19 protein-coding genes are annotated in these 23,491 nt (G+C 46.7%); 5 read left to right on the top strand and 14 right to left on the bottom strand.

The window, feature by feature from the left end:
* Window positions 1-370: 370 nt before the first annotated feature.
* The 13 genes from BQ9893_RS05555 to BQ9893_RS05490 all read right to left on the bottom strand — a co-directional run bounded on the left by BQ9893_RS05555 (window position 371) and on the right by BQ9893_RS05490 (window position 17,661).
* Window positions 371-805, bottom strand: coding sequence for a hypothetical protein (locus BQ9893_RS05555; protein WP_075965431.1), 435 nt, complete (start codon window positions 803-805; stop codon window positions 371-373).
* 9 nt (window positions 806-814) lie between these two features.
* Window positions 815-2,542 (bottom strand): serine protease, encoded by a 1,728-nt coding sequence (locus BQ9893_RS05550; protein ID WP_075965097.1) that lies wholly within the window; start codon window positions 2,540-2,542, stop codon window positions 815-817.
* Between the two features lie 70 nt (window positions 2,543-2,612).
* On the bottom strand, window positions 2,613-3,797 hold the full coding sequence (locus BQ9893_RS05545; protein WP_075965096.1) for an ABC transporter permease: 1,185 nt from the start codon (window positions 3,795-3,797) through the stop codon (window positions 2,613-2,615).
* Between the two features lie 11 nt (window positions 3,798-3,808).
* A complete protein-coding gene (locus tag BQ9893_RS05540) occupies window positions 3,809-5,029 on the bottom strand; it encodes an ABC transporter permease (RefSeq protein ID WP_075965095.1) in 1,221 nt (406 codons plus the stop codon).
* A 2-nt stretch (window positions 5,030-5,031) separates the two neighbouring features.
* Window positions 5,032-6,027, bottom strand: a complete 996-nt coding sequence (locus BQ9893_RS05535) for an HlyD family secretion protein (protein WP_075965094.1) — start codon at window positions 6,025-6,027, stop codon at window positions 5,032-5,034.
* An 18-nt stretch (window positions 6,028-6,045) separates the two neighbouring features.
* Entirely contained in the window at window positions 6,046-7,479 is a 1,434-nt protein-coding gene (locus BQ9893_RS05530) for a TolC family protein (protein WP_075965093.1), read from the bottom strand.
* Between the two features lie 453 nt (window positions 7,480-7,932).
* Window positions 7,933-8,466, bottom strand: coding sequence for an FHA domain-containing protein (locus BQ9893_RS05525; protein ID WP_075965092.1), 534 nt, complete (start codon window positions 8,464-8,466; stop codon window positions 7,933-7,935).
* Window positions 8,467-8,719: 253 nt separating this feature from the next.
* Window positions 8,720-10,522, bottom strand: coding sequence for a RagB/SusD family nutrient uptake outer membrane protein (locus tag BQ9893_RS05520; protein ID WP_081415374.1), 1,803 nt, complete (start codon window positions 10,520-10,522; stop codon window positions 8,720-8,722).
* Window positions 10,523-10,543: 21 nt separating this feature from the next.
* On the bottom strand, window positions 10,544-13,885 hold the full coding sequence (locus BQ9893_RS05515) for a TonB-dependent receptor (protein ID WP_075965091.1): 3,342 nt from the start codon (window positions 13,883-13,885) through the stop codon (window positions 10,544-10,546).
* Between the two features lie 86 nt (window positions 13,886-13,971).
* Window positions 13,972-14,958, bottom strand: coding sequence for a FecR family protein (locus tag BQ9893_RS05510; protein ID WP_075965090.1), 987 nt, complete (start codon window positions 14,956-14,958; stop codon window positions 13,972-13,974).
* Window positions 14,959-15,186: 228 nt separating this feature from the next.
* Window positions 15,187-15,762, bottom strand: a complete 576-nt coding sequence (locus tag BQ9893_RS05505; RefSeq protein WP_075965089.1) for an RNA polymerase sigma factor — start codon at window positions 15,760-15,762, stop codon at window positions 15,187-15,189.
* Window positions 15,763-16,098: 336 nt separating this feature from the next.
* On the bottom strand, window positions 16,099-16,977 hold the full coding sequence (locus tag BQ9893_RS05495; protein ID WP_075965087.1) for an NAD kinase: 879 nt from the start codon (window positions 16,975-16,977) through the stop codon (window positions 16,099-16,101).
* Window positions 16,978-17,001: 24 nt separating this feature from the next.
* Window positions 17,002-17,661 (bottom strand): CBS domain-containing protein, encoded by a 660-nt coding sequence (locus BQ9893_RS05490; RefSeq protein ID WP_075965086.1) that lies wholly within the window; start codon window positions 17,659-17,661, stop codon window positions 17,002-17,004.
* Window positions 17,662-17,746: 85 nt separating this feature from the next.
* Between BQ9893_RS05490 and BQ9893_RS05485 the strand changes: the two genes are divergently transcribed.
* The 5 genes from BQ9893_RS05485 (at window position 17,747) to BQ9893_RS05465 (ending at window position 21,293) form a co-directional block, all read left to right on the top strand.
* Window positions 17,747-18,463: a pyridoxine 5'-phosphate synthase gene (locus BQ9893_RS05485; RefSeq protein ID WP_075965085.1), complete on the top strand. Its 717-nt coding sequence runs from the start codon at window positions 17,747-17,749 to the stop codon at window positions 18,461-18,463.
* A 71-nt stretch (window positions 18,464-18,534) separates the two neighbouring features.
* The gene (locus BQ9893_RS05480; RefSeq protein WP_075965084.1) at window positions 18,535-19,245 is read left to right on the top strand and encodes a MotA/TolQ/ExbB proton channel family protein; all 711 of its coding nucleotides are present in this window, start codon (window positions 18,535-18,537) and stop codon (window positions 19,243-19,245) included.
* A gap of 69 nt (window positions 19,246-19,314) precedes the next feature.
* Window positions 19,315-19,725, top strand: coding sequence for an ExbD/TolR family protein (locus BQ9893_RS05475; protein WP_075965083.1), 411 nt, complete (start codon window positions 19,315-19,317; stop codon window positions 19,723-19,725).
* A 90-nt stretch (window positions 19,726-19,815) separates the two neighbouring features.
* Window positions 19,816-20,670, top strand: a complete 855-nt coding sequence (locus BQ9893_RS05470) for an energy transducer TonB family protein (RefSeq protein ID WP_075965082.1) — start codon at window positions 19,816-19,818, stop codon at window positions 20,668-20,670.
* A 77-nt stretch (window positions 20,671-20,747) separates the two neighbouring features.
* Complete coding sequence (locus BQ9893_RS05465; RefSeq protein WP_075965081.1) at window positions 20,748-21,293, top strand: DJ-1 family glyoxalase III; 546 nt, start codon at window positions 20,748-20,750, stop codon at window positions 21,291-21,293.
* Between the two features lie 162 nt (window positions 21,294-21,455).
* On the opposite strand, the gene BQ9893_RS05460 is transcribed toward BQ9893_RS05465, so the two are convergent.
* Entirely contained in the window at window positions 21,456-23,480 is a 2,025-nt protein-coding gene (locus BQ9893_RS05460) for a RagB/SusD family nutrient uptake outer membrane protein (RefSeq protein WP_075965080.1), read from the bottom strand.
* Window positions 23,481-23,491 lie beyond the last annotated feature (11 nt).

Here is a 23,491-nt window from a genome sequence, read left to right as displayed (position 1 = left end):
TGTTATTTTATAAACAACACAATTATAAAAGTTCATTCAATAAAACAATGATAACAGGAATCAGATATTCCAAGAAGCAAGTAAGTCGAAACACAGATATATCCATGCGCCAACCGCTGTTCATCTGCAATCGTCAACTAATTATCCAGGAGTCATTCCAAGACAAATCATTTTTACTGAAAAGACTTAAAAACAGATTAGTACACATACCAAACATTGAAAGTCCCTTTTTCCCTAACACTAACCCTTCTTTCTTATAAGCCGGTCCGGTTCACTCGATAAGAGACATCAGATGTTTCGGACAATCGCCACCAGTCATCCGGTTCGCCTATCGAATGAACCCCGGCAAAATATCAGACTGTGATACAAGCTATTTTCTAACCAATGTATATTTATATCCTGTTTTAGAGCAATCTTGCAGGATAAGAGTATCACCTTTGATAGAGACAGGATAGGCCGGGTTGGTCTCGTAGAAGACATCCATCAGATAAGCTTCATATCCGGCTCCCGTATCCGCTTTGCGCCAGTTCAAAGCACCCGGTTCGGCTTTGCCGTCTTCCGTCCAAACATACTGGTCGTCAGCAAACTTGATGAATGTATTCTCATACTCGCAGAACTCACGGGCATTCTTGCCACTCACCAACTCCCACTCGCCGTTGACCAGTGTCTTGATCTCCGGCAGCTCCTTATCGAACAACGTCACATTCACGTTCTCCGCCTCCTTCTTCTTATTGTTCTGGCAAGCCGTACCAAACAACAGGACAGCGACAAACAGCAACGACAATACATTCATCAGTTTCTTCATATTCATCTCTTATTTACAATGTTCCTTTATCAGTTTTTCGGCAAGCGGGTCACCCAATTCCTTCGCTTTGTTAAATGCCTCGCAAGCTTCTGCTTTCTTCTCCAAACGAACGTAACAAACGCCCCTTAAACGGTAGCAAGCTCCGAAATCAGGAGCAATCGCGATAGCCTTCTCTATGCTTTTCAGTGCATCTTCATACTTCTGCTGGCGAACGTAAATAGAGGCTTCTTCCGCATAGTAGTCGGGCGTATCGGGACTTCCCTGTATAGCAGTCTGGATATCCTTCAAAGCCCCCTCCAAATCACCAGCGCGAAACTTGGCCTGTTCGCGCAGAAAGAAAAAGTTTGGAAACACCTGGCCACCGACCAATGTATAATAGAGATCATAATCGGTGATAGCCTCCGTGTATTGTGCAAGGCGCAAGCGCCAATCGATCCGTTCCAACACATAAGCTGCCGCCTCGGCATTCATGTTCGTCCCGCATTTCTCGATCGCCTTGTCGAGTAGGTCGATCACGTCACCGATATTAAAACCGGTAACCCGTTCCTTTGCCTTTGCCGCCCAATAATAGGAAGAAGCAGAGGCGACATCGCTGTTGTTAACGATCATGTATTCATCAAACGCCTGTTGGAATTCTCCTTTATTGAACAGGATATCCGCCCTTAATTGGTGGTAGGCAGGCAAGTTGTTCTCTTCGATCGCCTTGTCCAACGCCTCCATGGCGGCTTCGATTGTCCAGGCAGGATCGGTCAGCGTACTGTCGGCCGAAGCAACACCGTAGATCAGCTTAGCCTGGTTATACCAGAAATCACCTTTCTTGTCGCTATATCTGGAAGCGGTTTTTATGTCGTCCAATGCCTTTTGCAGGTAAACGGCCTGTTCAGCCGTAGAGTTTGCCAATTCCGCACGATTATAGGCATAAAGATCGGAACGGTTCAGGTAACCGTCGGGGACATTCGGAAAAGTGGCGATAAAATCGTTGACCGTTTCCAAGCGTGTCTTTGCATCCTGCGTCCCACTGATCAAATAAAGAGCTACGGTTGCCTGATCCAATTCCTTCGGCCATCCTTTCGGCATATAGATATTGCGGTATGCAGAGTTCAGATAATCAGCAGAACCTATTGCCAGACTCCCTACATATCCGGCGGAAAGACCGTAACAAATATCTTTCTTTCCACCGGCATCCGCCTGAGCGAGCCCGAACACTTCACCTTCGGGAGTCAGCAATGGAGCATTGAGTTCGTTTTCCTCCAATGCGATTGCCATCTTATAATATTTATACGGATCTTTCAGTTTGCTTACTTCGGTAATAGCACCAGATTTAAAGACCACGTTCTTACCGGTAGAATACAACAGCAGATAGGCATTCGTCCCGTTTGCTACCGGATCGGCGGCGATCGGCAGGAAAGCAGCCTTCTTCGGCACTTCGACCTGAAACTTCACGGCGTCATACAGTTCGTCCGCACCTTGGATATTCTTAACCGGAAAAGTCTTTCCCTCGAAGTCCGTAACCATTGCTTTCTCAGCTCCCTTAAAGATATCGTATGCTGAGACAGCCTCGCCTGTTTCAGAGATAAAGAATCCCGTACTGGTCGCGAGCTTATTTCCATCCTTTCCATAAGTGGTAATTGTAAAGACCGCCCTCTTGGCTTTATCCATCCATTTAGGGGCGTTTTTCTGTGCTGCCGCCGAGAAGCACAGGCAGCTGATCAAGATCAAATGTAGTATTCGTTTCATTTCTTTTTCATGTTATCAGAGATACAGACGCAAATGTAAGTATTTATCTTAGAATATACGCATCATGGTGTTAAGAAAGCGATTTTGACATCGCTTTCCGGATATTATACCTATAAACCAGACATGCCGTCACGAAATAAAACGCACACTGTATCCACAGAGTAATATATTCAGGTTGTATCTCGCTCATCGAAGCGCCCATCGAGTTCAGCTTGACATAAGCCATAGTCGCCGGAGCCGCCGGAATGAGATAATGAGCCAGTTTCCAGTACCAGGGCATCAATTCCATCGGATACGAGACACCGGAGAGGAAAATGAGGCCGACAGAGAAGAAAGCAATCATCAGAAGCGGCGCGTCAGAATCCGTAAAGAATAGGGATGCTGTAAGTCCGAAGAAGCTGGTCGCCAACAGGAAAGGAATCATCAGCATGATAACATAAAGCGGGTTGCCTATATCCGGCAGACCGAACATCAAGGGGATCAGTCCCAAGAGAAACAAAGCGAAAACCGCGTATAGCATGCCATAGACAAACGTTTTGCCTATCACCACCTGTGCCATCCGCCCCCAAGAGAGATTCACGGGATTGCCGGCAAAACGGACAATCGAGCCACTGTGCCGTTCATCACCGCTAATCATGGCGATCACCATCATCAACGTCTGGAAGATGATCACAACCAAAACCGAAGGAATCAGATAAGTCCTATACCCTTCAGTCGGATTGTACAGGGCGGTCCCGACTACCCCGACAGCCTGGACAGAGGCGAGTTTCGGGGCGGCCTGCTGAGGTAGGAACACCAGCATTTCCGACCGGTAGCCATCGTTCAGTGCCAACATGGAGGCGGCCGAAGCTTCCTGCATAGCAAGGTAGTAGAGGAAAGCGCTCGTCGTCTCGTACATAATGAAGACAGATTCTTCGCCACGGGCAACACGGTCCTCGAAGTTGTCCGGCAGATAGAGAATACCGGCCACCTGGCCTGACTTCATCATATCCTGAGCCTCAGGGTAACCGGTAGCCGTAGTCACGACATCGACTTGCGGGGTGGCATCGAGCAGGCGGACGTAGTGGCGGCTCAATTCACTATGGGAATGATCGACAACAGCGACCGGGACTTTACGGACCAGGTCGGGAGCATACATATAATTGTACAGCAAGCCATAGACAAAGATACCGCCCATCAGCACGAGCAGAATGGGAAAACTGCCGGCAATCGTCTTGAACTCATTGTGTATAACAGATATTACTTTCATATTCATTTTCCTTTTTTTTAAGAGACGAGATGCCTCCATTTCTCTTCGTTCACAATTGCTTTCTTCAAACGAGGCAACATCAGCAGCGCAGGAATAAGAAAACAGAGCAGCGCAGCATAGTTAACCCAGGTCCAGGCAAAACCGTAATCTCCATAAAGCAAGTTCTGGTAGATCTCGGTGAAGTGACGGACAGGGAACAGGTAGGAGGCATAATGTACCGGTGCATACATCGAAGGCACAGGAAAAGTCACACCTGACAGCGTTGCGCCAAGCGAGCCGACCATTGACACGATGCTGATAATGAGACTGAGCGCAGGAAAGACGGAGAAGATGAAGACCGCCAGCGCTTGTGTCGAAACGACAAACAGGATCGCCGTAAGATTGAGCGGCCAGAAACCGCATGAAAACGGTATGTTCATAAGACCGAACATGACGTAGTTCGCCAATATGCCCATCAGGCTGAAGATAACAGTGTAGGGCAACAGCTTTCCCGCTACCGCCGTCACGATATTGCCGCCTGCCGACAAGAGCCACTCCGCCCCCGTCCCGAATTTGATCTCACTGCCGACGATATAGACCGTTGCCAGCAAGATAATGACCTGAAAGAAGATGAAGAAGAAAGGGTTGCTCAAGTAAACCGAGTAGTCCAGATCGGGATTGAACAAGGGATGATTGCTGGCCTTGACAGGGAGCAGGAATGTGGAGATCCGCTCCTCCCCGATTCCCAAGGCGGTAGCCTGCATCACAATCGGGGCCATCGATAGTTGGCGGAGGACGGTTTCAAAAGCGCCACGCACCTCACCGCCGACGCTCAGGAGAGCATAGTGGTAGTAGTAGGCAAGCGTCGCCTGCCGTCCAGCAGTGGCATCGGCCGTGAAACCAATGGGAATCACGAGGTATCCGTATATTTCTTTTGACTGGGTGGCACGCCGAGCAGCCGCTTCGTCAGCATAGTGGCGTGTGACCTTGAAAGTAGGGACAGCCTCGACAGTCCGCACGATTTCTCTCGACATAGAGGTATTGTCTTCATCGACAATGCCAACGGGTATGTTCTCCATCTGCCCATTCCCGAAGATAGTGGACATGAAGAAGATACAGAACAGTGGCAACACGATGCACACCCCAAAATAGAGACGCCGCGAAACCATCCGTACAAGTTCCCTTCGAAGAACTCGTACGAATGGGCAATGAACAATGAACAATGGACAATTCATCATACTATTCTTAAAATTATCCATTCTCAATTATCCATTGCCAATTCAACCAAAGCCGACATTCCGGGACGTAACCCATCCACCTTTTCAACCGGCAAGGCATGTATTTCGAACGTACGGAGGTCATAGCTACCTGTCTGCTTGGTCGACTTCCAAGTGGCAAAGCTGCCTAAAGGACTGACATAATTGATCTTGAACTCGATGTTCTTCTTATTGATTGCCGGGACATCAGCGACAAACGTCCCTCCCATCGGAAAGAACGGCAGGCGGTCTTCGCGAACATTCAGTACGATATGCACGTCGTCAAGCACGATCAGGTTCATGATGGGCATCCCGGCTCCTACCAGCTCTCCCCTTTTCGGGAAGATTGTCGATATCTGGCCGGATTCCGGTGCTGTCAGGCGAGCGTCCTGCAAGAGGGCGGCGACCTCGTCGACCGTTCCTTTAGCAGCGTTCACCAAGGAGCGGGCACTCTCTTTGTCCTGTATCTGGGCGCCGTCGAGCGCCATCTGGTATTGGTTCCAGGCCGCCCGTTCACCAGCCACGGCGGCATCATACAAGGCTTTCACCTCATCCCGCCGTTGCGAAGAAACAACGCTGTCCTTATACAAGGCCTCTATACGGTTGTAAGTGGTCTTTGCCAGTTCGAGGTCCGACTTCGATTTGTTCCAAAGCTGCTGGACGGTGGCAATAATCTGCTTACGCGTTCCCTCGTCTACCTTCTGGTTCTGGAAACGGGCGATATTTTCGAAAGCATTCACTTGTTGGTATTTGGCGAGCGCTTCAGGGCTGTTGATGACGACAAGCGTGTCGCCCGCCTTTACGTTCTGCCCTTCCTTTACCAAGAAAGTGTCGATACGGCCAGGTAGCTTCCCGGAGATGCGTATCTCGGTTGCTTCGATCTGCCCCTGCAAAATCACAGGTTTGCTCTTCAACAGGAACATGCCCGCGAAAGATATAATGATTACGGCGATCAACACTACTATGAAAGAGATCGTCAGGTATTTCTTTGATTTGTCCATGATTATACGGTTTTATGTTTACAATATCTCTGTTTTACCATCCATCCGGTATTGGTGAAAAGCTTCGGGAATGCCACAAATGGACAGCAGGTTGGCGAGTGCCACATCGTACTGGTAGTAGGCAAGCAGAAAGGCAGTCTTTACCTTCGATAACACCACTTCGGCGTCTACCACATCCGAGGAGGTCGCCATTCCCTCCTTGAAGGACTTCTCGCGGATGCGAACCAGTTCGTTGCTCATTTCAAGTGTTGTATTCAATGCTTTGACATTATCCATCGCATTCTGCATCTGGGAGTAGAACTTATCGACCCCTACCTGCAAATCGGTCACGGCTTTCTCTTTGCCGATGGCGAGCGACTGGCTGGCCAGGCGTGCCTGGCGGATGCGTTTCTCCCGGTCGAGGCCGTCGAAGATATTCCAGGTAAAGCCAACCCCGATCATCGTGCGCGGCATGAGATATTTGTCGAGTCCGTCCGCATAGAGGGTCTGCTTGCCGATCAGGGCGATGTTGGGAAGATAGCCTGAACGTCCGATCTTCAACTGGTCACCGGCGATGTTTTCCTGTAGCTTCAGTTGGTTGACCAAGTAGTTGTTAAAAGGGATCATCTCCTTGAAGTAGTCAGCCGAAGGAATGTTCTCATTGATAAAAAGGGAGGTCGTCGTGCGGATTTCTTGTCCTTCCCCTATGTTGATCAAGCTCTTGAGTGCCTGGCCAGCAACTTCGAGATCTTTCCGGGCTGATTCGAGCTCACGCTTCGCCTCCTCCATGCTTACCTGGGCGACAAGGCGCTCGGCCCGGTTGATCATTCCTTGCTTTTCCAGCTTCAGAGCCTGGTCGTAATGGGTTTTCAGGGAGTTGTAGGTTTCCGTCTTTACCTCGACAACCCGTTGGCCGAGGCGCAAGCCGAAATAGCTTTCGATCAGCAATGCTTGCTGGTTCGCCCTTACCTGTTCGCGGTTGACTTCGGCGACGGATACGAGTTTCTTACCGATCTTACTGGCATAGATGCGTTTGCCACCTGTAAAGATGGGCCAGGTCAGATTTGCATCGATCGACGTGACGTTCTGCGAGATGAGCGGCAGCGTCAATATGTTTTGTCCGATCTTATCGAGAAGAGATGAGACAAACTGGTCGTTGGGCAGGATGGAATGAACATACTCTTTTGCAGGATCGGTAAACTGGTCCAGGGACTGGCGTACCTCAACCGGGTTCGACATATGTACATAAGCTCCCGCGGCACTGACCGTTGGATACCAGAAAGCATTGAGTTTCTGATGTTCATTCTTCGCCAGCTCCACTTCCTTTCCGGCAATCCTGAGACTTTTGTTCTCGCTCTGCAAGAGCGCAAGAGATTGCTCCAGCGACAAGTCCATCGGCTCTGTCTGAGCAGAGGCAAAGGCAGGAAGAAACCACAACAGGGCGATGCTGAAGTAAGTAAAGTTACAAATCATAAATACGTCTAAATTTAGTTTTTTGCGAAATTTATGACTTATAACAAGGTGGCCACCTCTATTGTTTCCCAGCCCTTAGAGTTTCTTTTTAAGGCCTGACAAGAACCTCGTGAGTTAACACTTGCCTTTTCAACACAAAACAGGATTACAAGCTAACATACAGTTATTTAAGGTCTATTCTACCATAATTAGTAAAACTTTCGTTTAATATCTTTGTGGTTCTTTATGTAAAAGAGCATAAGCCAAACCCGGTATGAGTTGTTTTATACTCGAAGTCAAAAACAAAAAGCATGAATAATGATTCTTTAGCTTAGTTCACTGTCCCGGAGTCGAAAAGGATTTTTTGCATCCATCTCTCCCGAAACCTACGCCAAATTCCCCTTATCTCCCTTATCGCCCTGATGCAGGAGGTCGGTTTCACTCCGGACAGTTTCTAAGTTCCAATCGCAACCCCTACTCTTCCTCTCCTCCCGGCACATGTAGAATAAAGGTGGTAGCGCCGATCGTCACAATGGCTCCTTCCCCGATCCGTACCTGTTCTTTCTTTCCGACAAGGACGCTGCACAGGAATGTTCCGGTAAGGCTTGGAAAATCGCGCAATGTGTAAACGAGTTTTCCTTCCTTATCTTCTTTTACATTTATCACGCAGTGTTTACGGCCCATGCTGGGGTCACTCGTGATGATGGGTACATCGACTCCATCGGTATCTTTGTTACGACGGCCGATTACGTTATCGCCCATTATGAGGGGAAGTTCCTGTTTGAATCCGAAGGTATTCTCGATTACTGTAATATAACCGCAGGAAAAATCCGGTTCCTTCACCTCTTTCTCCTGTCCGGACTTGGTACGGACAACTTTTCGTCCTAACTTGATTTTAAACTGAGAACCACATTGCGGGCATACGAATGCCAACACTTTACCATCCGGATATTTTGTTTCGTCAAACGCTAACTGATTATCACACTTGGGGCAGAAAACTCTCTTCATATCTTATTTTTGGATCTTGACATAAATCATGTGTACAACATTTACATAAAAATCAAAACCACTCGTTCTAATAAAAACCCGTAGTCCGTGATCTTGACGTACACAAAGATAGCATCTTTGCCTGTGTCATGAAAGAAAACGGATAAAAAACACAAAAAAGCCGACTACGAACGGAATATCATCTATTCCATCGCAGCCGGCCACTTTTTGACTAATACCTATATTTATATCGCTTAATCTCTAAACACAGACATTAATAATAACCTTCATTCTGCTCTTCGCTGAGTTCGCCGACAGGGTTCAGACGATCGATGTGTTTCTGCGGGATAGGACGAAGTTTGTGATACGGTTTGATATAGATCGCATCCGGATTGTACTTCTTCACCCAGTCGTACAACAGTTCACAACGAACCAAATCTTCCCAACGGTTGGTCTCTCCCAACAATTCACGTCCGCGTTCGTTCAGGATAAATTCGACAAAATCGCCTTGCAGGTCGGCAGGAGAAACCTTCAGAGCGTCATATGTGCTCTGCGTATCGTTCGCGCCACCTTCGAAAAGCCAAATCTGTTGGTCTTTCTGTTCGCCTTCGGCCCAAGCGGCACGCTTGCGGATCACGTTGATATATTCGGCGGCCTTGTCGAAATCGCCTTTACGGCCGGCTGCTTCCGCTGCCAACAGATATGTTTCGCCCAAACGCATACGTACCCATTCGCGAGATCCCTTTTCTTCGGATACGGAAGGACGGCTCGGATCAAGATATTTCACCAGTGACGGATAATAACGGATCGAATGCATTTCGCGAGGGAAATAAGAATACGTATAGTTGGCACGGAACTTACGCATTTCATCACTGTTCGACTGGTATCCGGTTTTTTCCATCGTATAATAAATCGCCGTATCGCCATGCTGGAATTTCAGCTGGCCGGCAATCTGTCCTTTAGACGGATCCGGGGTAAAATAGACAGAACCATCATAAGAGAGGGATTCCCAAACAGGCAGCGTATTTACGTTATTGGCATAATATACCCACTTGAAACTCTTGTAAAAACGAGAATCATGCAGACGGTCATACAGATCGTCCATTGTCTTCTTTGTCGCCACATGACGACGGAACGGACGGCCGTTCGCAATGTCGCGCAACATACCCGGCTGGTCTTCATACCACGACAACCAATAAAGGTGTTGTTTATTACCGTCCCCGTTAAACATCGGCTCGGTTGTGAACTGCACGGCAAACACGACTTCGGAATTTCCCTGGTTGCTGATATCCCACAGGGAAGAGAAGTTTTCCTGAAGAGCAAAAACACCACTGTTGATCACCTTCTCGGCATAGTATAGCGTACTGTCCATATCGGTCGCCTTTTGTCCACGCTGATCACTGACGGCACTGCCACGGGTCAGATACACTTTGGACAACAGATGTGCAGCCGAATAGCAGGTGGCACGGCCTTTGGTGGAGACCTTTTCCGGCAGATTCTCCACCGCATTACGTAAATCGCTTATAATCAAATTGTAGATATCGGCCACCGGTGCGCGTTTGAAGCTCGTACGGATATCAAAACTACCTTCGGAAACCAATGGTATGCGTCCGAACTGCTGCACCAGGTCAAAATAGAGATAAGCACGGATAAACTGCATTTCCGCATAGCTCTGCGATTTCACATTCTCAAGCAAATCCCGTGAATCCAGAATCTTCTGCATGGCGATATTGGCATCGCTGATTCCCTTGTAATGGTTTTGCCACATCTCGTACAAAATACCGTCATCCGGGTTCAACTGCGTCGCATACTTATTGTACGATTCGCGGTGGCTGCCATCTTCGCCTTCCGTGAACAGATCCGTACCATGTTCGGTCAAAACATCGAAACGTTCGCCGCCGACACCCCAACGGAGGAAACCGTAAGCCGCCGTAATAGCCGCATTTACTCCGGCTTCGGTTTCATAATAATCGTACGACATCACCGGAGCGTCGTCTTCGCTTAACCAGCTGCTGCAGCCTGATGTAGAAAGCGTCAGACCTGCCAGCATATAGTAATATATAGATTTCATTTTCATTCTTTATTTATAAGATTAAAATTACAAAGTCAAGTTTATACCAAAAATCCAGGAGCTGACACTCGGAGTACCAAAACCGCTACCATCTGTTTTAGGATTACCGGCATCGTCCACTTTTGCAGCTTCCGGGTCAATACCCGTATAATTGGTGAAGACAAACGGATTCTGGGCCGTAAAATAAACACGCAGTTTCTCAACCAAGAACTTCTTGGTCAGGTCCTTCGGCAAGGTATATCCCAATGTCATTGTCTTCACGCGCAGGAAATCTGCCTTTTCATAATAGGTGGACGTGATATAAATCGGGCGTTCTTCGTCGATACTCGGACGAGGATAAGCGTTCGTCGGGTTGTTCGGTGTCCAGTAGTCTACTTTCACCCCTCCGTTACGCCCGCAATGTTCCACTGCATAAATATCGTTATACAACATAGCGCCGAAACTCGCATATAAAAAGACAGACAGGTCGAAACCTTTATAGTTGAATGTATTCACCATACTGGCAATCAGTTTCGGACGCGGGTTACCCAGAATCTGCTTATCGGCATCCGTGATCTTATAGTCGCCGTTCACATCCTGTATCTTGATATCGCCCGGAGCGAAGTCCGTACCGTTGGCGGCAAATTTCGCCATCTCGGCAAGGTCTGATTCCGTGTTCTGCCAGATTCCCACTTTCTTGTAATCGTAATGAACATTCACCGGCTGGCCGATAAACCATTTGCTACCGATATCATCGTTCTTGCCATTATACAGTTCCACGATTTCTTCCTTGTTCGAAGACAACATCAAATCCGTTGTCCATTGGAAATCTTTCGTATTGATGTTCACTGAATTGATAGAGACTTCTATACCTTTATTGCGTGTCTTGCCTACATTCGAAAGCACGTCCGAGAAGCCAGAGACAACCGGTAACTGGCGTTTCAACAGCAGATCATGCGTGTTCTGCATATACAAATCGATCGTACCGTTGATGCGCCCTCTCAACACACCGAAATCGATACCCAAGTTCCACTGGTCCGTCGTTTCCCAAGTCAACAAACTGTTCGCCATCGCATTCGGAGCATACCCGATCGTTCCGGACGCACCGTTATCGAACGGGTAACGGATCAACGACAACGTACCTTTCGTCTGATAAGGATCCACGGCCGAGTTGCCGGTCTTACCGAAACCGAGTCTCAGTTTCAAGTTATCCAACCATCCGGATGTACTCGACATGAAAGACTCTTCATTGATACGCCATGCCAATGCGGCAGAAGGAAAAAGCACCCATTTGTGTCCGTCGGCCAAACGGGAAGAGCCGTCATAACGGGCGGAAACCGTCAACAGGTAACGCCCTAAATAGTTATAATTGATACGTCCCATGAAAGAAGCCATATTCCACTTAATCATCGAACTGCCGATCGTGTTGGTCACCAACCCCGATCCCATATCATAATATTTCAGGTTATCTGCCGGCAGGTTCTCCACTGCGACATTCACATTCTCTTTTTTATCTTCCTGGACGGACTGCAACAAAGTCACCCCCAACGTATGCTTGTCATTAAAGGTCTTATCGTAGAAAAGCATGTTTTCCAAGGTAAACATCGTGTATTTGTCCACAGCGTTCTTGGCATAAGAAGTACCCATGCCCCGGTTGCTGGTTTTGGCAGACCTGAACTCATAGTCCTGCACGGTACGGGCATCGATACCCAAATTCGAACGGAATTTCAGGCCGTCGACCGGCAATTTGATATCCAGTGAGTAGCTGCCCAAGTAGCGGGTAGTCTTCAACGGACGATCCACAGCTCCCGGAACAAGGTCCATCATCGTGTTATATACATTATAAGAACCCGGCAACGGAATAATCTCGCCGTTTTCATCCCACAACTGAGCCAACGGGCTCAAACGCCAGCCACCGGCAAGCCCGGCCCCGCGTTGCTGGATGGCATGCGAATATTGTGTCTGCGCCCCGATCTTTACATATTTATTAATCTCATGGTTCAGGTTCAAACGGATCGAATAGCGTTCATAATCCTCATCTTTGAAGATACCGTTATTCTTATTGTAAGTAGCGGAAGCCAGGAAGTTCGTCCGTTCTCCACCGCCGCGGATGCTCAACTGGTGGTCGGTCACCATTCCGGTGCGGGTCACATGGTCCATATAGCGGGTCGTACGGACACGGGATGGATAGTAAACGCCATCATCGCCCCAACCCATCATGACAGATTCCATGATCGACGGGTCGCGTGTGAATCCCGGGCAGACCATATCCTGTTCTCTTGAAGCCACATCCGAATTGTAGCGAATCGAATTATTGCTCGTATTGCGATAAGCCTCACGCGTATATTCGGCATATTCCGGACCATCCCAAAGCTCAAGTTGGTTCAGGATTGTCTGTGCTCCGACATATCCGTTATAGTCGATCTGCGTCTTGCCTGATTTACCTTGCTTGGTCGTGATCAGGATCACACCGTTCGCACCACGAGCACCATAGATAGCTGTTGCCGACGCATCTTTCAACACTTCCATAGATTCGATATCCGACGGACTGATTTCACCGATGCCCCCGGTAACAGGAACGCCGTCGATCACATACAACGGGTCGTTACTTGCCGTGATCGAACGTTTACCACGAATCATCACGTTCGGAGTTGAGCCCGGTGACCAGTTGGCATTTGAAACGACAACCCCCGGAATACGTCCCTGCAAGGCTTCCGATGCTGTAGAGGTCGGGACGGCTGCAATCTTGGCCGCGCCAACAGAAGCCACCGCCCCTGTCAAGTCTCTCTTCTTCACCGTACCATATCCGACCACGACTACTTCATCCAACCCTTGTGCATCCTCTTTCATCAGGATGTCAAGCGTATTCTTGTTGTCGACCTTTACCTCCATCGGCAAAAAGCCGATATAGGATATTTCCAGCAAATCTCCCGGAGCAGCCTCCAAAGAGAAGTTACCATCCATGTCCGAGATGGTCCCACTGGTCGTACCCTTGACCACGATGTTCGCTCCGGCTACCGGAAGTCCCGTCTCATCGGTAATCACACCGGATATTTTCTTTGCTTTTTGCTGTTTCACCGGAGTCTGTGCTTCGGCTTTGACAATGACAATCGTCTTGTTGCTCACCTTGTAGGAAAGGCCATGTTTTTCCAATACCTGAGACAGGATATCCTTTAACGGGCGATTGGAAACGGAAACGACGACATCCGGATTTTCGCTTAGAATAACATCCCGATAAACTACTGAAAAAGAAGTCTGTGCCTCCAGATTCTTAAAAAATTCTTTCAATGTGACATTCTGCAAATTCATTGACATGGTTTGCGAAATGTCCTGTGCGTACACGGTCGTACACAAAAACAGGAGTGCTGCACTCCGAAATACTTTCTTCATGACTATGATAAATAGACTTAAGTTAGAATTAAACAATTGATTTAAAAAACACTTTTTCTCTTATTTCACCTGTTCATCTCATAGGCTTATTTTATTTTTAATTGATTTGATTTATTGATCGTAACCTTGTTTCCTGTGATTTCATAATCAAACCCATACTGGATTTTCAGAGCTTCCATGACGTACGGAAGTTGTTCGCCCCTAAACGAACCGGTAATCGGGTCGTTCACAATCTCCGGACAAAGCAGCTCGATATGCACACCATACCATCTTTCAATCTTTTGGAACACCGAACCCAACTTTTCCGATTCGAACACCAGACGATTTTGTATCCAAGCGGTTTCTTTTACATTGTCTGTATTGTGGAAACTGATTTTTCCATTATTTTTCGAATAGATCGCTTTCTGCGACGGCTTCAGAATTATACTTTCAGAAGGCGACTTGGAGTCGTAAAGACGTACAGAACCTTCAATCAGAGAAGTCTCCACAAAGTCGTTCTCTTTATACGAACAGACATTGAAACAAGTTCCCAACACTTCGATATTCAAGCTGCCTACCTGCACGACAAACGGATGTCTCGTATCTTTGGAAACCTGAAAATAACCTTCGCCTTCCAAGCGGGCAATACGCTTGCCTCCGACATAGGCATAAGACAAGGAACTTTCCGAATTCAATTTGACAGAACTCTTATCCGGCAACGTCAACTGCACTCTATCCCCGGCCGGGACTTCCGCAAGGAAAGAAGCATTCCCGTTCTGCAATTCATGCAACAGAGAAAAATTCCACGCCGTAACGGACAAGACGGCAACCACGGCCACCGCCGCCACAATACGAGACCAGCGAATGGAGGTCTTTGATGGATTTATCTGTGAACGAAGCCTCCGCTGAATTTCCTGCTTACGCCCGACCTCCAGAGACGGATAGACGGTATGCTCATTCCAAAACGACTCCATCCTTTCGGACAGTTCCTGATCCGAAAGATGATTCAAGGATTCCTTGAAGCTTCTGAATTCTTGCCGATTGATCTTTCCTCTTAAAAATTGAGAATATAATCTGTCAAATAATTCGGTCATAATTTGTCGATTGTTTATAGTTACACGAAGAAGCTCCGGAAAAGTACCAGACATTTTCATGTGTTCTAAAACATATTTTTTGTTTCATGCTGAAGAAAAAATTTTTTCACCCCGGTGAAAATTTATTTTCTCCGGCATGAAAATTTATTTTCACCAATATGAAACAGCTGAAAATATTTAGAGAGTCACTCGAAAGACTTAAAAGAGAGGATGTGTTTTTCGATTCCCTTATATGAAAAGGGCAAAAAGGAAATTATATTTCCTGAGTTCTTCACGCAGGATCTTTAAGGCGGCGGACAAATGGTTCTTTACCGTTTGCTCAGAGACATCCGAAAGAACGGCAATCTCGGCATTACTCATTCCTTCCTCACGGCTCATTTCAAAGATGTTCCGCTGTGCAGGAGTCAGTTTTTGCTTGGCAATCGCCAGCTTGTCGATAAAATCATCGTAATATATTTTTTCAACGGAAGTGTTATCCAAAAGGTTCTCGTCTTCACAAAAACGAATATAATCTTCAAAATCCGGGCGGTTGATTTGTTGGCGGAAAACGTCGATCACATGATTCCTGGCGATCGTGAATAACATGGATTTGAAAGAGCCCTCGACAGACAAGGAGGCACGCATGTTCCACAGCTTGAGAAACGTCTCCTGCACGATGTCTTCAGCCTGGACAGCAGACTTGGTATGCAACAAGGCAAATCCGTACAAAGAATCCGCGTACATATTATATAATGTATCAAACGCTTCATAAGAACCTTGTTTAAGTTTTTCTATAGTATCGCTATGTATTGATATTTCTCGCATATTCACCTCATTCGGCCCTTACATTGAACTCGCAAAGATAATCAAATAAACTATCAAACGGTGACATTTAAAAGCCTGTTTAAATTTTCTGCAGGTACCCTGCAAATCCATACCGCCATAGCAAAAGCAAAACAGCCGGTATGTTGTAAATACCATATACAAAAAAAGGCCATCCTCACGGACAGCCAATCTTCATTGTTAACCTTAAATCTAATACCATGAAAAACACAGTGCAAATATATGCACTTTATGTTATGTAGCATACATTTTTGTTTGGAAAATTCATTTACTTAACCATGTTTAACAAAATCATGCTGCAAAACATAGTTTTAAGGCTTATTTCATCCTCGTATCAGCGCCCCACATGAGTTTTTCACGGAGAGTCTGATAAAAAGTATGATTGTATCGTTTGATCACCTTGGTCGTATAATCCGCTTTACTCACCCGTAGTTGTATGCCGGTCGGAAATATCTCGGAACGCCCGTCAAGGGCGATCAGGAAATACTTATTCCGGCTTTCCACTCCCAATGTGATCGTAAAAGAATCCGGGATGACCAACGGACGGACATTCAACGAATGCGGCGCGACCGGACTCAACACCAAATTCTTACTTTGTGGAATGATAATCGGACCGTTCACGCTCATCGAATAGGCCGTCGAACCTGTCGGTGTGGAAATAACCAGACCGTCGGCCTGATAAGAAGTCAGGTATTCCCCGTTAAGCGCCGTATGGATTGTAATCATGGAAGAGGTGTCCCGTTTCAGGATCGCTATTTCATTCAAAGCATAATTATAACCGTGAAATACGCGGTCTTCCGTATGAAGGCGCAACAATGTACGTTCTTCCGTCTTATAATAGTTTTTGAATAATTCATCCAATGTATCTTCTATATCGTTGCTTGCCACATCTGCCAAAAAACCGAGGCGCCCGGTATTGATGCCTAAAATGGGGATATCCTGCTTATTCACCCTGGCGGCAGTACGCAGGAATGTTCCGTCTCCTCCCAAGCTCAATGCCACATCCAGATCAAACTCGTCGTTTGTCAGAATGCCCGATACCGGCGGTTCATAATTCAAAGCATCCGTAAGGAAGAGAAAAAAGTCACGATCCACAAAAACTTCTGCTTCCAAAGAAACCAGTTTTTCAAACAAACGCTTAATCACAAGTTGTTTGTCTGCCTGATATTCACTTCCGAAAACTCCTACTTTTTTCATTTTAAATTCTCAATTTTCAATTTCCTATATGTTCATATAACGGACCAACTCTTCCATTCGTTGTTGTAAAAGGTCATCCACTACCCCTTTTTCCAAGAAATAATAGAGGACGGTATAATTGAAACGTTCGAAACTCCGGATCACAGGAGAAGCATCTTCCAGATCGATCTTGACAACCAGGTGCAACCGTCCGGTTTTCTTATCCGTATAGGAAAGCAGACTCAGGACATGCGCATTATTCGCCTCGACCAGACGGGCGATATCCGTCAGCGAATAATCTTGCGGCATCACTTCCAGCACAAATACGCTTCCGGCCGTATCGGCGTTACAAAGTTCGGACAGGATATCGATCAGTGTATCGCGCGTAACGGCTCCGCGATATTCTCCCTCCGCGCTCACGACAGGAAGGAGGCTCAACCGATAGCGGGTGACCAACGCAAGCGCCTCATGGATATGGGAATCTTCTTGAACACTCGGTGAAAACAGTACCGGATCTCCGATAGTAGCAGTCGGATCCGGCATCGCCAACAGGTCTTTTTCAGAAACCAGACACCGATATACGTTTTCGCTTAACAACGGCAGATGCTTTAACTTAAAATCATCCATCAAGGCTAATGCATATTCTCCGGTGTCAAAACTTTTTAACACCGGAATTTCCTTCGTTATGAAATCTTTCACCAACATTCTTCTGTATATTCCCTAAATACTGCTAAATTTGCCGATACTTTTGTGCAAATGTAATGAAAGAAAAAAGATATAACGATATACGATGACAAATTTAAGTGTAAACATTAACAAGGTCGCAACCATTCGTAACGCACGCGGTGGCAATGTACCAAACGTATTAAAAGTAGCATTAGACTGTGAAGCTTTCGGTGCACAAGGAATTACCGTTCATCCCAGACCGGACGAACGTCATATCCGATACAGCGATGTATATGCCTTGAAACCTGAAATAAAAACAGAGTTTAACATAGAAGGTTATCCTTGCGAGAAGTTCATAGACCTGGTTCTGAAAGTAAAACCGACGCAGGTGACACTTGTGCCGGATGCACCCGACGCCATCACCTCAAATGCAGGTTGGGATGTGAAAGCCCACTTCGACCAGTTGAGCGAGTTAGTCGATACTTTCACTTCACACGGTATCCGTACTTCCATTTTCGTCGGGACGGACCTTGAAAACATCAAGTTGGCCGCCAAGACAGGGACCGACCGTATCGAGTTATACACGGAACCATATGCGAGCCTCTATCCCGTAAACCGCGAAGAAGCAATCGCTCCCTTCATCGCTGCCGCCGGACTTGCCAAGAACTTGGGATTAGGCGTAAATGCCGGTCATGACCTGAGTTTGGAAAACCTGGCTTATTTCCATCAAAATATTCCGGGACTGGATGAAGTTTCCATTGGCCATGCGTTGATCTGCGATGCACTCTATTACGGGCTAAAAGAAACAATCCGCTTATATAAAGAATGTCTTATCAATTGACAATGGATAATGGATAATTGACAATTAATAGATAATTCATTAAATCATAATTCATAAATCATAAATCAAATATGAGTATTTTACTTTCCCTGCAGGCAGTAGGGACACAAACAGCAGAACAGATGCCGGACCTCACGGCAGTAACAGCACCCACGGAAGCAGAAATCAATGTAATCGACCTGGCTTTTAAAGGAGGTTGGATTATGGTTGTCTTATTGTTACTGTCGCTGATGGCATGTTATATATTTATCCAACGCCTGATGGTCATCCGCCGTGCCGGCAAGGAGGATGAAACATTTATGAACCGCATCAAGGACTATATCCATGAAGGAAAGGTCGATTCGGCCCTGAACCTGTGCCGGAGCACCAACACTCCTTCCGCCCGTATGATCGAGAAAGGCATCACCCGCCTGGGGCGTCCGATGAACGACGTGCTGGTTGCTATCGAGAACGTGGGTAACCTGGAGATTGCCAAACTCGAAAAAGGATTTCCGTTGATCGCCACGACGGCCGCGGGCGCTCCCATGTTGGGATTCTTAGGGACGGTGACCGGTATGGTACGTGCTTTCTTCGATATGGCCAATGCCGGAACAAACGTAGACGTATCCCTGTTGTCCGGGGGTATCTACGAAGCATTGGTAACGACGGTAGGCGGTCTGGTAGTCGGCATCATCACCCTGTTTGCTTACAACTACCTGGTTTCGCAGGTAGACAACGTGGTAAACAAGATGGAAGCCCGCACCATGGAATTCATGGATTTATTGAACGAACCGGCAAACTAAAGATTCATGATTTGTGATTTATCCCGACACAGATACAATCACAAATCATAAATCATAAATCAAAAAGTTATGGCTTTAAAACGAAGAACAAAAGTAAACGAAAGCTTTAGTATGGCCTCTATGACGGATGTCATATTCTTGCTGTTGATTTTCTTCATGGTTACCTCCACTGTGGTGATTCCGAATGCCATCAAGGTGACACTCCCGCAAGCACAAAAGCAAACAGCAGCCAAGCCGCTTACGCGTGTCACGATAGATGCGAATCTGAATTACTACGTCGCTTTCGGTAACCAACGGGAAAAACAGGTGTCATTCGAAGAGATCACACCGTTCCTGCAAGACAGTTATGCAAAAGAACCGGAAATGTTTGTAGCCTTGTATGCAGACGAAACGGTCCCTTATAAAGAAATCGTACGTATTCTGAACATTGCAAACCAGAATAAGTTTAAAATGGTGCTTGCCACCCGACCACAGAAATAGTTGAGATTTATGAATTCTGATTTCTGATTTAGGCGTCGATGATAAACCATAAATCAGAATTCATAAATCATAAATTATAATTCATAATTCATGAAGTTAAATAAAGATGACATATATGGTATAGCAGGTTCGGTGGCCTTCCACCTGTTCATCCTGCTGATTCTGGGTTTCACGGTCCTGAAGACTGTCGTGCCTGATGAGGACGGCGGTATTCTGGTGAACTTCGGGAATGTCAATGCGGCGGCAGGAACATTCGAACCTAAATATACCGGACAGGAACTTCCTCAGGAAACGACCACTCCTCCTCCTCCAGTGCCCAAACCGAAGGTTGAAACTCCCAAGGAAGAACTGGTAACGCAGGATATGGAGGAAAGCGTTGCGATCGAAGAAGCGAAAAAGAAAAAAGAGAAAGAAGAGCTTCGCAAAAAAGAAGAGGAAAAGAGACGGAAAGAGGAAGCTGAAAAAGAACGCATCCGCAAGGAAGAAGCCGAAAAGAAACGGCTCGCCGAAGAGCGCCGTAAGAAAGAACAGGCCATCAGCAACAAAGTTGCAGGTGCTTTCGGTATGGGTAGCCAGGCCGGAAACAGCCAGGGAGATGCCGAATCAGGAACCGGCAACCAGGGCAGCCCGTTCGGTAATTCCGACCACGGAGCCAATGAAGGTGTGGGTGGCTACGGCTCATTCAACCTGAACGGACGTTCGATCGGTGCAGGAGGCCTTCCCCGCCCTGCCTACACGATCCAGGAAGAGGGACGGATCGTAATCAACATTACGGTAGATCCGAAAGGTAATGTTATATTTGCAGAAATAGGCAAAGGTACCAACATCGACAACAATTCCATGCGCAAAAGTGCTTTGGATGCGGCCAAACGCGCCAAGTTCAACAGTATCAGCGGAGCGAACAACCAGAGTGGTACAATCACCTATCTGTATAAACTTAAATGATTTATGAATTATGATTTATCTGTAGCTCATAAATCATAATTCATAAATCACAAATCATAAATTATAATCCATAAATCATGAAGAAAGCAATTGTATTCTTAGCGAATGGTTTCGAAGAGATGGAAGCCTTGGGTACTGTCGATATTCTGCGTCGCGGCGGAATCGAAGTTACAACCGTTTCCATCACATCCGATCCGGTTGTCATTGGCGCACACCATGTTCCGGTCACAGCCGACACGACATTGGACAACGCCATATTGAACGACGCGGATGCCCTCATTCTCCCCGGAGGTATGCCGGGCGCATCGAACCTGAACAATTCGGAGGCAGTCAAAGAAGCATTGCTCGGGCAATACCGCGAAGGCCGTATCGTCGCTGCAATCTGTGCCGCTCCGATGGTATTGGGCGGACTCGGCTTATTAAAAGGCCGTAACGCGACCTGCTATCCGGGTTTTGAACCGAAACTGATCGGTGCGAACGTCACAGGCGAAGCTGTTGAAGTTTCCGACAACGTGATAACCGGTAAAGGTCCCGGATTAGTCATGAATTTCGGTCTCGCCTTGGTAGCCGCCATCAAGAACGATGCGGTTGCGGAAGAGGTAGCCGCCGGATTGCTTTTGTAACCTAATTATAACCGAGGCCGTAATTTGGACTGCGGTCAGCAAATTTATCTTTACTCACATTGCTGACAAAGTTCAAATTACGGCCTCGATGTAATTATAAAGGTCGTGAGTATTCTCACGAACTCTCACGACCAAACACAAATTATATTATATGTTGAAAAATTATTCCAACGCAGTGCCACTGGCTACTGTCGGCCAATATGGATTCTGATACAAATTAGAAGTTTCCAATTGTCCATCAGGAGAAGCCAATGTCAGTTCCAAAATGGAATAAGGCTGCAGATAATAAGCTTTCTTCCACTGGTAGCCATCCCATACTTCGTTATTTTCTTTTACAACGTGATACGGACGGATATACTTGCTATCGTTCCGGTTTGAAATGTTAGCAGAAGGAAGACCGTCTTTCTGTTCTATCAAAGCAGACTCGGTCGTAATCTCGCCGGCTTCGTTCTTTTTCAGATAAGCTTCATTCTTGTACATCTCAGTCCAGAAATTAACACCTTCCGGAATATATCTACCCATGTTTTCCGGGAACAAAGCATCGAAAGATCTCCAACGAATCAAATCGTCTTGTCTTCTACCTTCACCGATAAACTCACAACGACGTTCGCGACGGATGTTATAAAGCGTTGCATCCACTTTCTGCGATCCTGAATAGACAGCCCAATCCGGTTCTTTGGAAAGATCGGTTGCAGCGATCGTCTTATTGAAGTCGGGATCGATGCCTGCACGTTCACGCAATTGTCTCCAATATGAAGAAGCCGTTCCATCGATAGATCCGTTTTTCATATAAGAAGCTTCGATATAATTCAGGTAAGCTTCCGTTGCACGAGCAATGACAATACCGTTCGTACCACGCACACCGTTACGGATCTGCGTCAGATCGTAGCAATACCACTTACGCTGGCGGAAACCGGTACGGTCGCGATGTTCTGTCAAAGCAACGACTTCAGGCGTTTTAAAGTAACCCAACGAATCTTCGTTCGTCAATACGGTCGACTCGCCGAACAAGAACAACTGCAAACGACCGTCGCGGCCTGCTTTCTGCTGGTCGATAGTCACATCTCCCTGATAGCCGGAATTGCTTGCATAGATAGGCAAACCGTTTTCCATCAGAAAGGCATCTACATAGCTCTTCGTCATACCATTGTTTCCACCTTCCAGGATATAAGCCATGAAACCATGAGTCATACTAAGATCCGCATCAAAATCGCGCCACAGCAATACCTCGTCGACAGTACTGGGATCCGGCATGGAGAACATCTCGAAATAAGGGTTCCATCCGTAAACCTGGTTAACGGCAGGGTTCAACACTTTTGTGTTCTGCGCCAAACTGTGATTATCGGCCACCTCTTTGGATGCGCTCATCGCTTCGGTCAGGAAGAAATCAATATCACTGTCGATATTGAAAGTCTTGCCGGCATTATATTCTTTATTCGCTCCCGGCCAACCCTGTTCTCCCGGAACACGCGGAGTACCTTTATGGTATCTTTCAAAAGAGGCTTCATACAAAGCGACTCTTGACTTCATCAACAAGGCCATCTCCTTGCCTATCCGTACTTTGTTATATGCTTTTCCGGATTTCAACATCGAAATTGCTTTATCCAGATCGCTTAGGATGAAACGGGCCACTTCGTTACGAGGTGCACGTTTGCTCAGTTCGATCAGCTCGTCCGACTTATCTTCAGGGACAGTCGTGATGATCGGGAAATCACCATAGGCTTTCAATCGGTCAAAATAGACCGATGCACGCATGAAATAGATCTCACCGATATATTGGTTGATATCTTCCTCCGATCCGGAAATATTGCCGGCTTCATGCTTCGGCAATACTTGTTCCAAAAAGTAATTCATAGCACGGATCAAAGTAAAGTCAGGTCCTCCGGATGACGGAACCAGCCAACGGTTAGGAGCAAAAAGAGTCGTGTTGGCTTCTCCATGCACCATGTTATCGGTATCGCTATCCATATTCAACGGACCGGCAGCATAGGCATCGGCATAACTGGGTATGACCGACGTATAATAATTGGCAGCATAAGCACCTAATTCATCAGCAGAATTAAAATATTGCGCTGGAGTAATGCTTGAAATCGGCTCTCTATCCAAAAAATCGTTACAAGACAGTGGCAAAAACCCCATGGTCGCTACGATCGGATAAATATATAGTTTTTTTAAATTCAGTTTCATGATTTAATTTT

Source organism: Parabacteroides massiliensis, assembly GCF_900155425.1.
GTDB lineage: Bacteria > Bacteroidota > Bacteroidia > Bacteroidales > Tannerellaceae > Parabacteroides > Parabacteroides massiliensis.
Note: the sequence above shows the minus strand (reverse complement) of the source record. Positions and strands in the feature narration are given on the sequence as shown.

Coding starts and splice junctions, on each gene's coding strand:
- BQ9893_RS05470 (WP_075965082.1), top strand. CDS start 19,816: ATGAAGTTAAATAAAGATGACATATATGGTATAGCAGGTTCGGTGGCC.
- BQ9893_RS05525 (WP_075965092.1), bottom strand. CDS start 8,466: ATGAAGAGAGTTTTCTGCCCCAAGTGTGATAATCAGTTAGCGTTTGAC.
- BQ9893_RS05520 (WP_081415374.1), bottom strand. CDS start 10,522: ATGAAAATGAAATCTATATATTACTATATGCTGGCAGGTCTGACGCTT.
- BQ9893_RS05505 (WP_075965089.1), bottom strand. CDS start 15,762: ATGCGAGAAATATCAATACATAGCGATACTATAGAAAAACTTAAACAA.
- BQ9893_RS05530 (WP_075965093.1), bottom strand. CDS start 7,479: ATGATTTGTAACTTTACTTACTTCAGCATCGCCCTGTTGTGGTTTCTT.
- BQ9893_RS05545 (WP_075965096.1), bottom strand. CDS start 3,797: ATGAATATGAAAGTAATATCTGTTATACACAATGAGTTCAAGACGATT.
- BQ9893_RS05460 (WP_075965080.1), bottom strand. CDS start 23,480: ATGAAACTGAATTTAAAAAAACTATATATTTATCCGATCGTAGCGACC.
- BQ9893_RS05485 (WP_075965085.1), top strand. CDS start 17,747: ATGACAAATTTAAGTGTAAACATTAACAAGGTCGCAACCATTCGTAAC.
- BQ9893_RS05495 (WP_075965087.1), bottom strand. CDS start 16,977: ATGAAAAAAGTAGGAGTTTTCGGAAGTGAATATCAGGCAGACAAACAA.
- BQ9893_RS05550 (WP_075965097.1), bottom strand. CDS start 2,542: ATGAAACGAATACTACATTTGATCTTGATCAGCTGCCTGTGCTTCTCG.
- BQ9893_RS05480 (WP_075965084.1), top strand. CDS start 18,535: ATGAGTATTTTACTTTCCCTGCAGGCAGTAGGGACACAAACAGCAGAA.
- BQ9893_RS05535 (WP_075965094.1), bottom strand. CDS start 6,027: ATGGACAAATCAAAGAAATACCTGACGATCTCTTTCATAGTAGTGTTG.
- BQ9893_RS05490 (WP_075965086.1), bottom strand. CDS start 17,661: ATGTTGGTGAAAGATTTCATAACGAAGGAAATTCCGGTGTTAAAAAGT.
- BQ9893_RS05555 (WP_075965431.1), bottom strand. CDS start 805: ATGAAGAAACTGATGAATGTATTGTCGTTGCTGTTTGTCGCTGTCCTG.
- BQ9893_RS05515 (WP_075965091.1), bottom strand. CDS start 13,885: ATGAAGAAAGTATTTCGGAGTGCAGCACTCCTGTTTTTGTGTACGACC.
- BQ9893_RS05540 (WP_075965095.1), bottom strand. CDS start 5,029: ATGGATAATTTTAAGAATAGTATGATGAATTGTCCATTGTTCATTGTT.
- BQ9893_RS05465 (WP_075965081.1), top strand. CDS start 20,748: ATGAAGAAAGCAATTGTATTCTTAGCGAATGGTTTCGAAGAGATGGAA.
- BQ9893_RS05475 (WP_075965083.1), top strand. CDS start 19,315: ATGGCTTTAAAACGAAGAACAAAAGTAAACGAAAGCTTTAGTATGGCC.
- BQ9893_RS05510 (WP_075965090.1), bottom strand. CDS start 14,958: ATGACCGAATTATTTGACAGATTATATTCTCAATTTTTAAGAGGAAAG.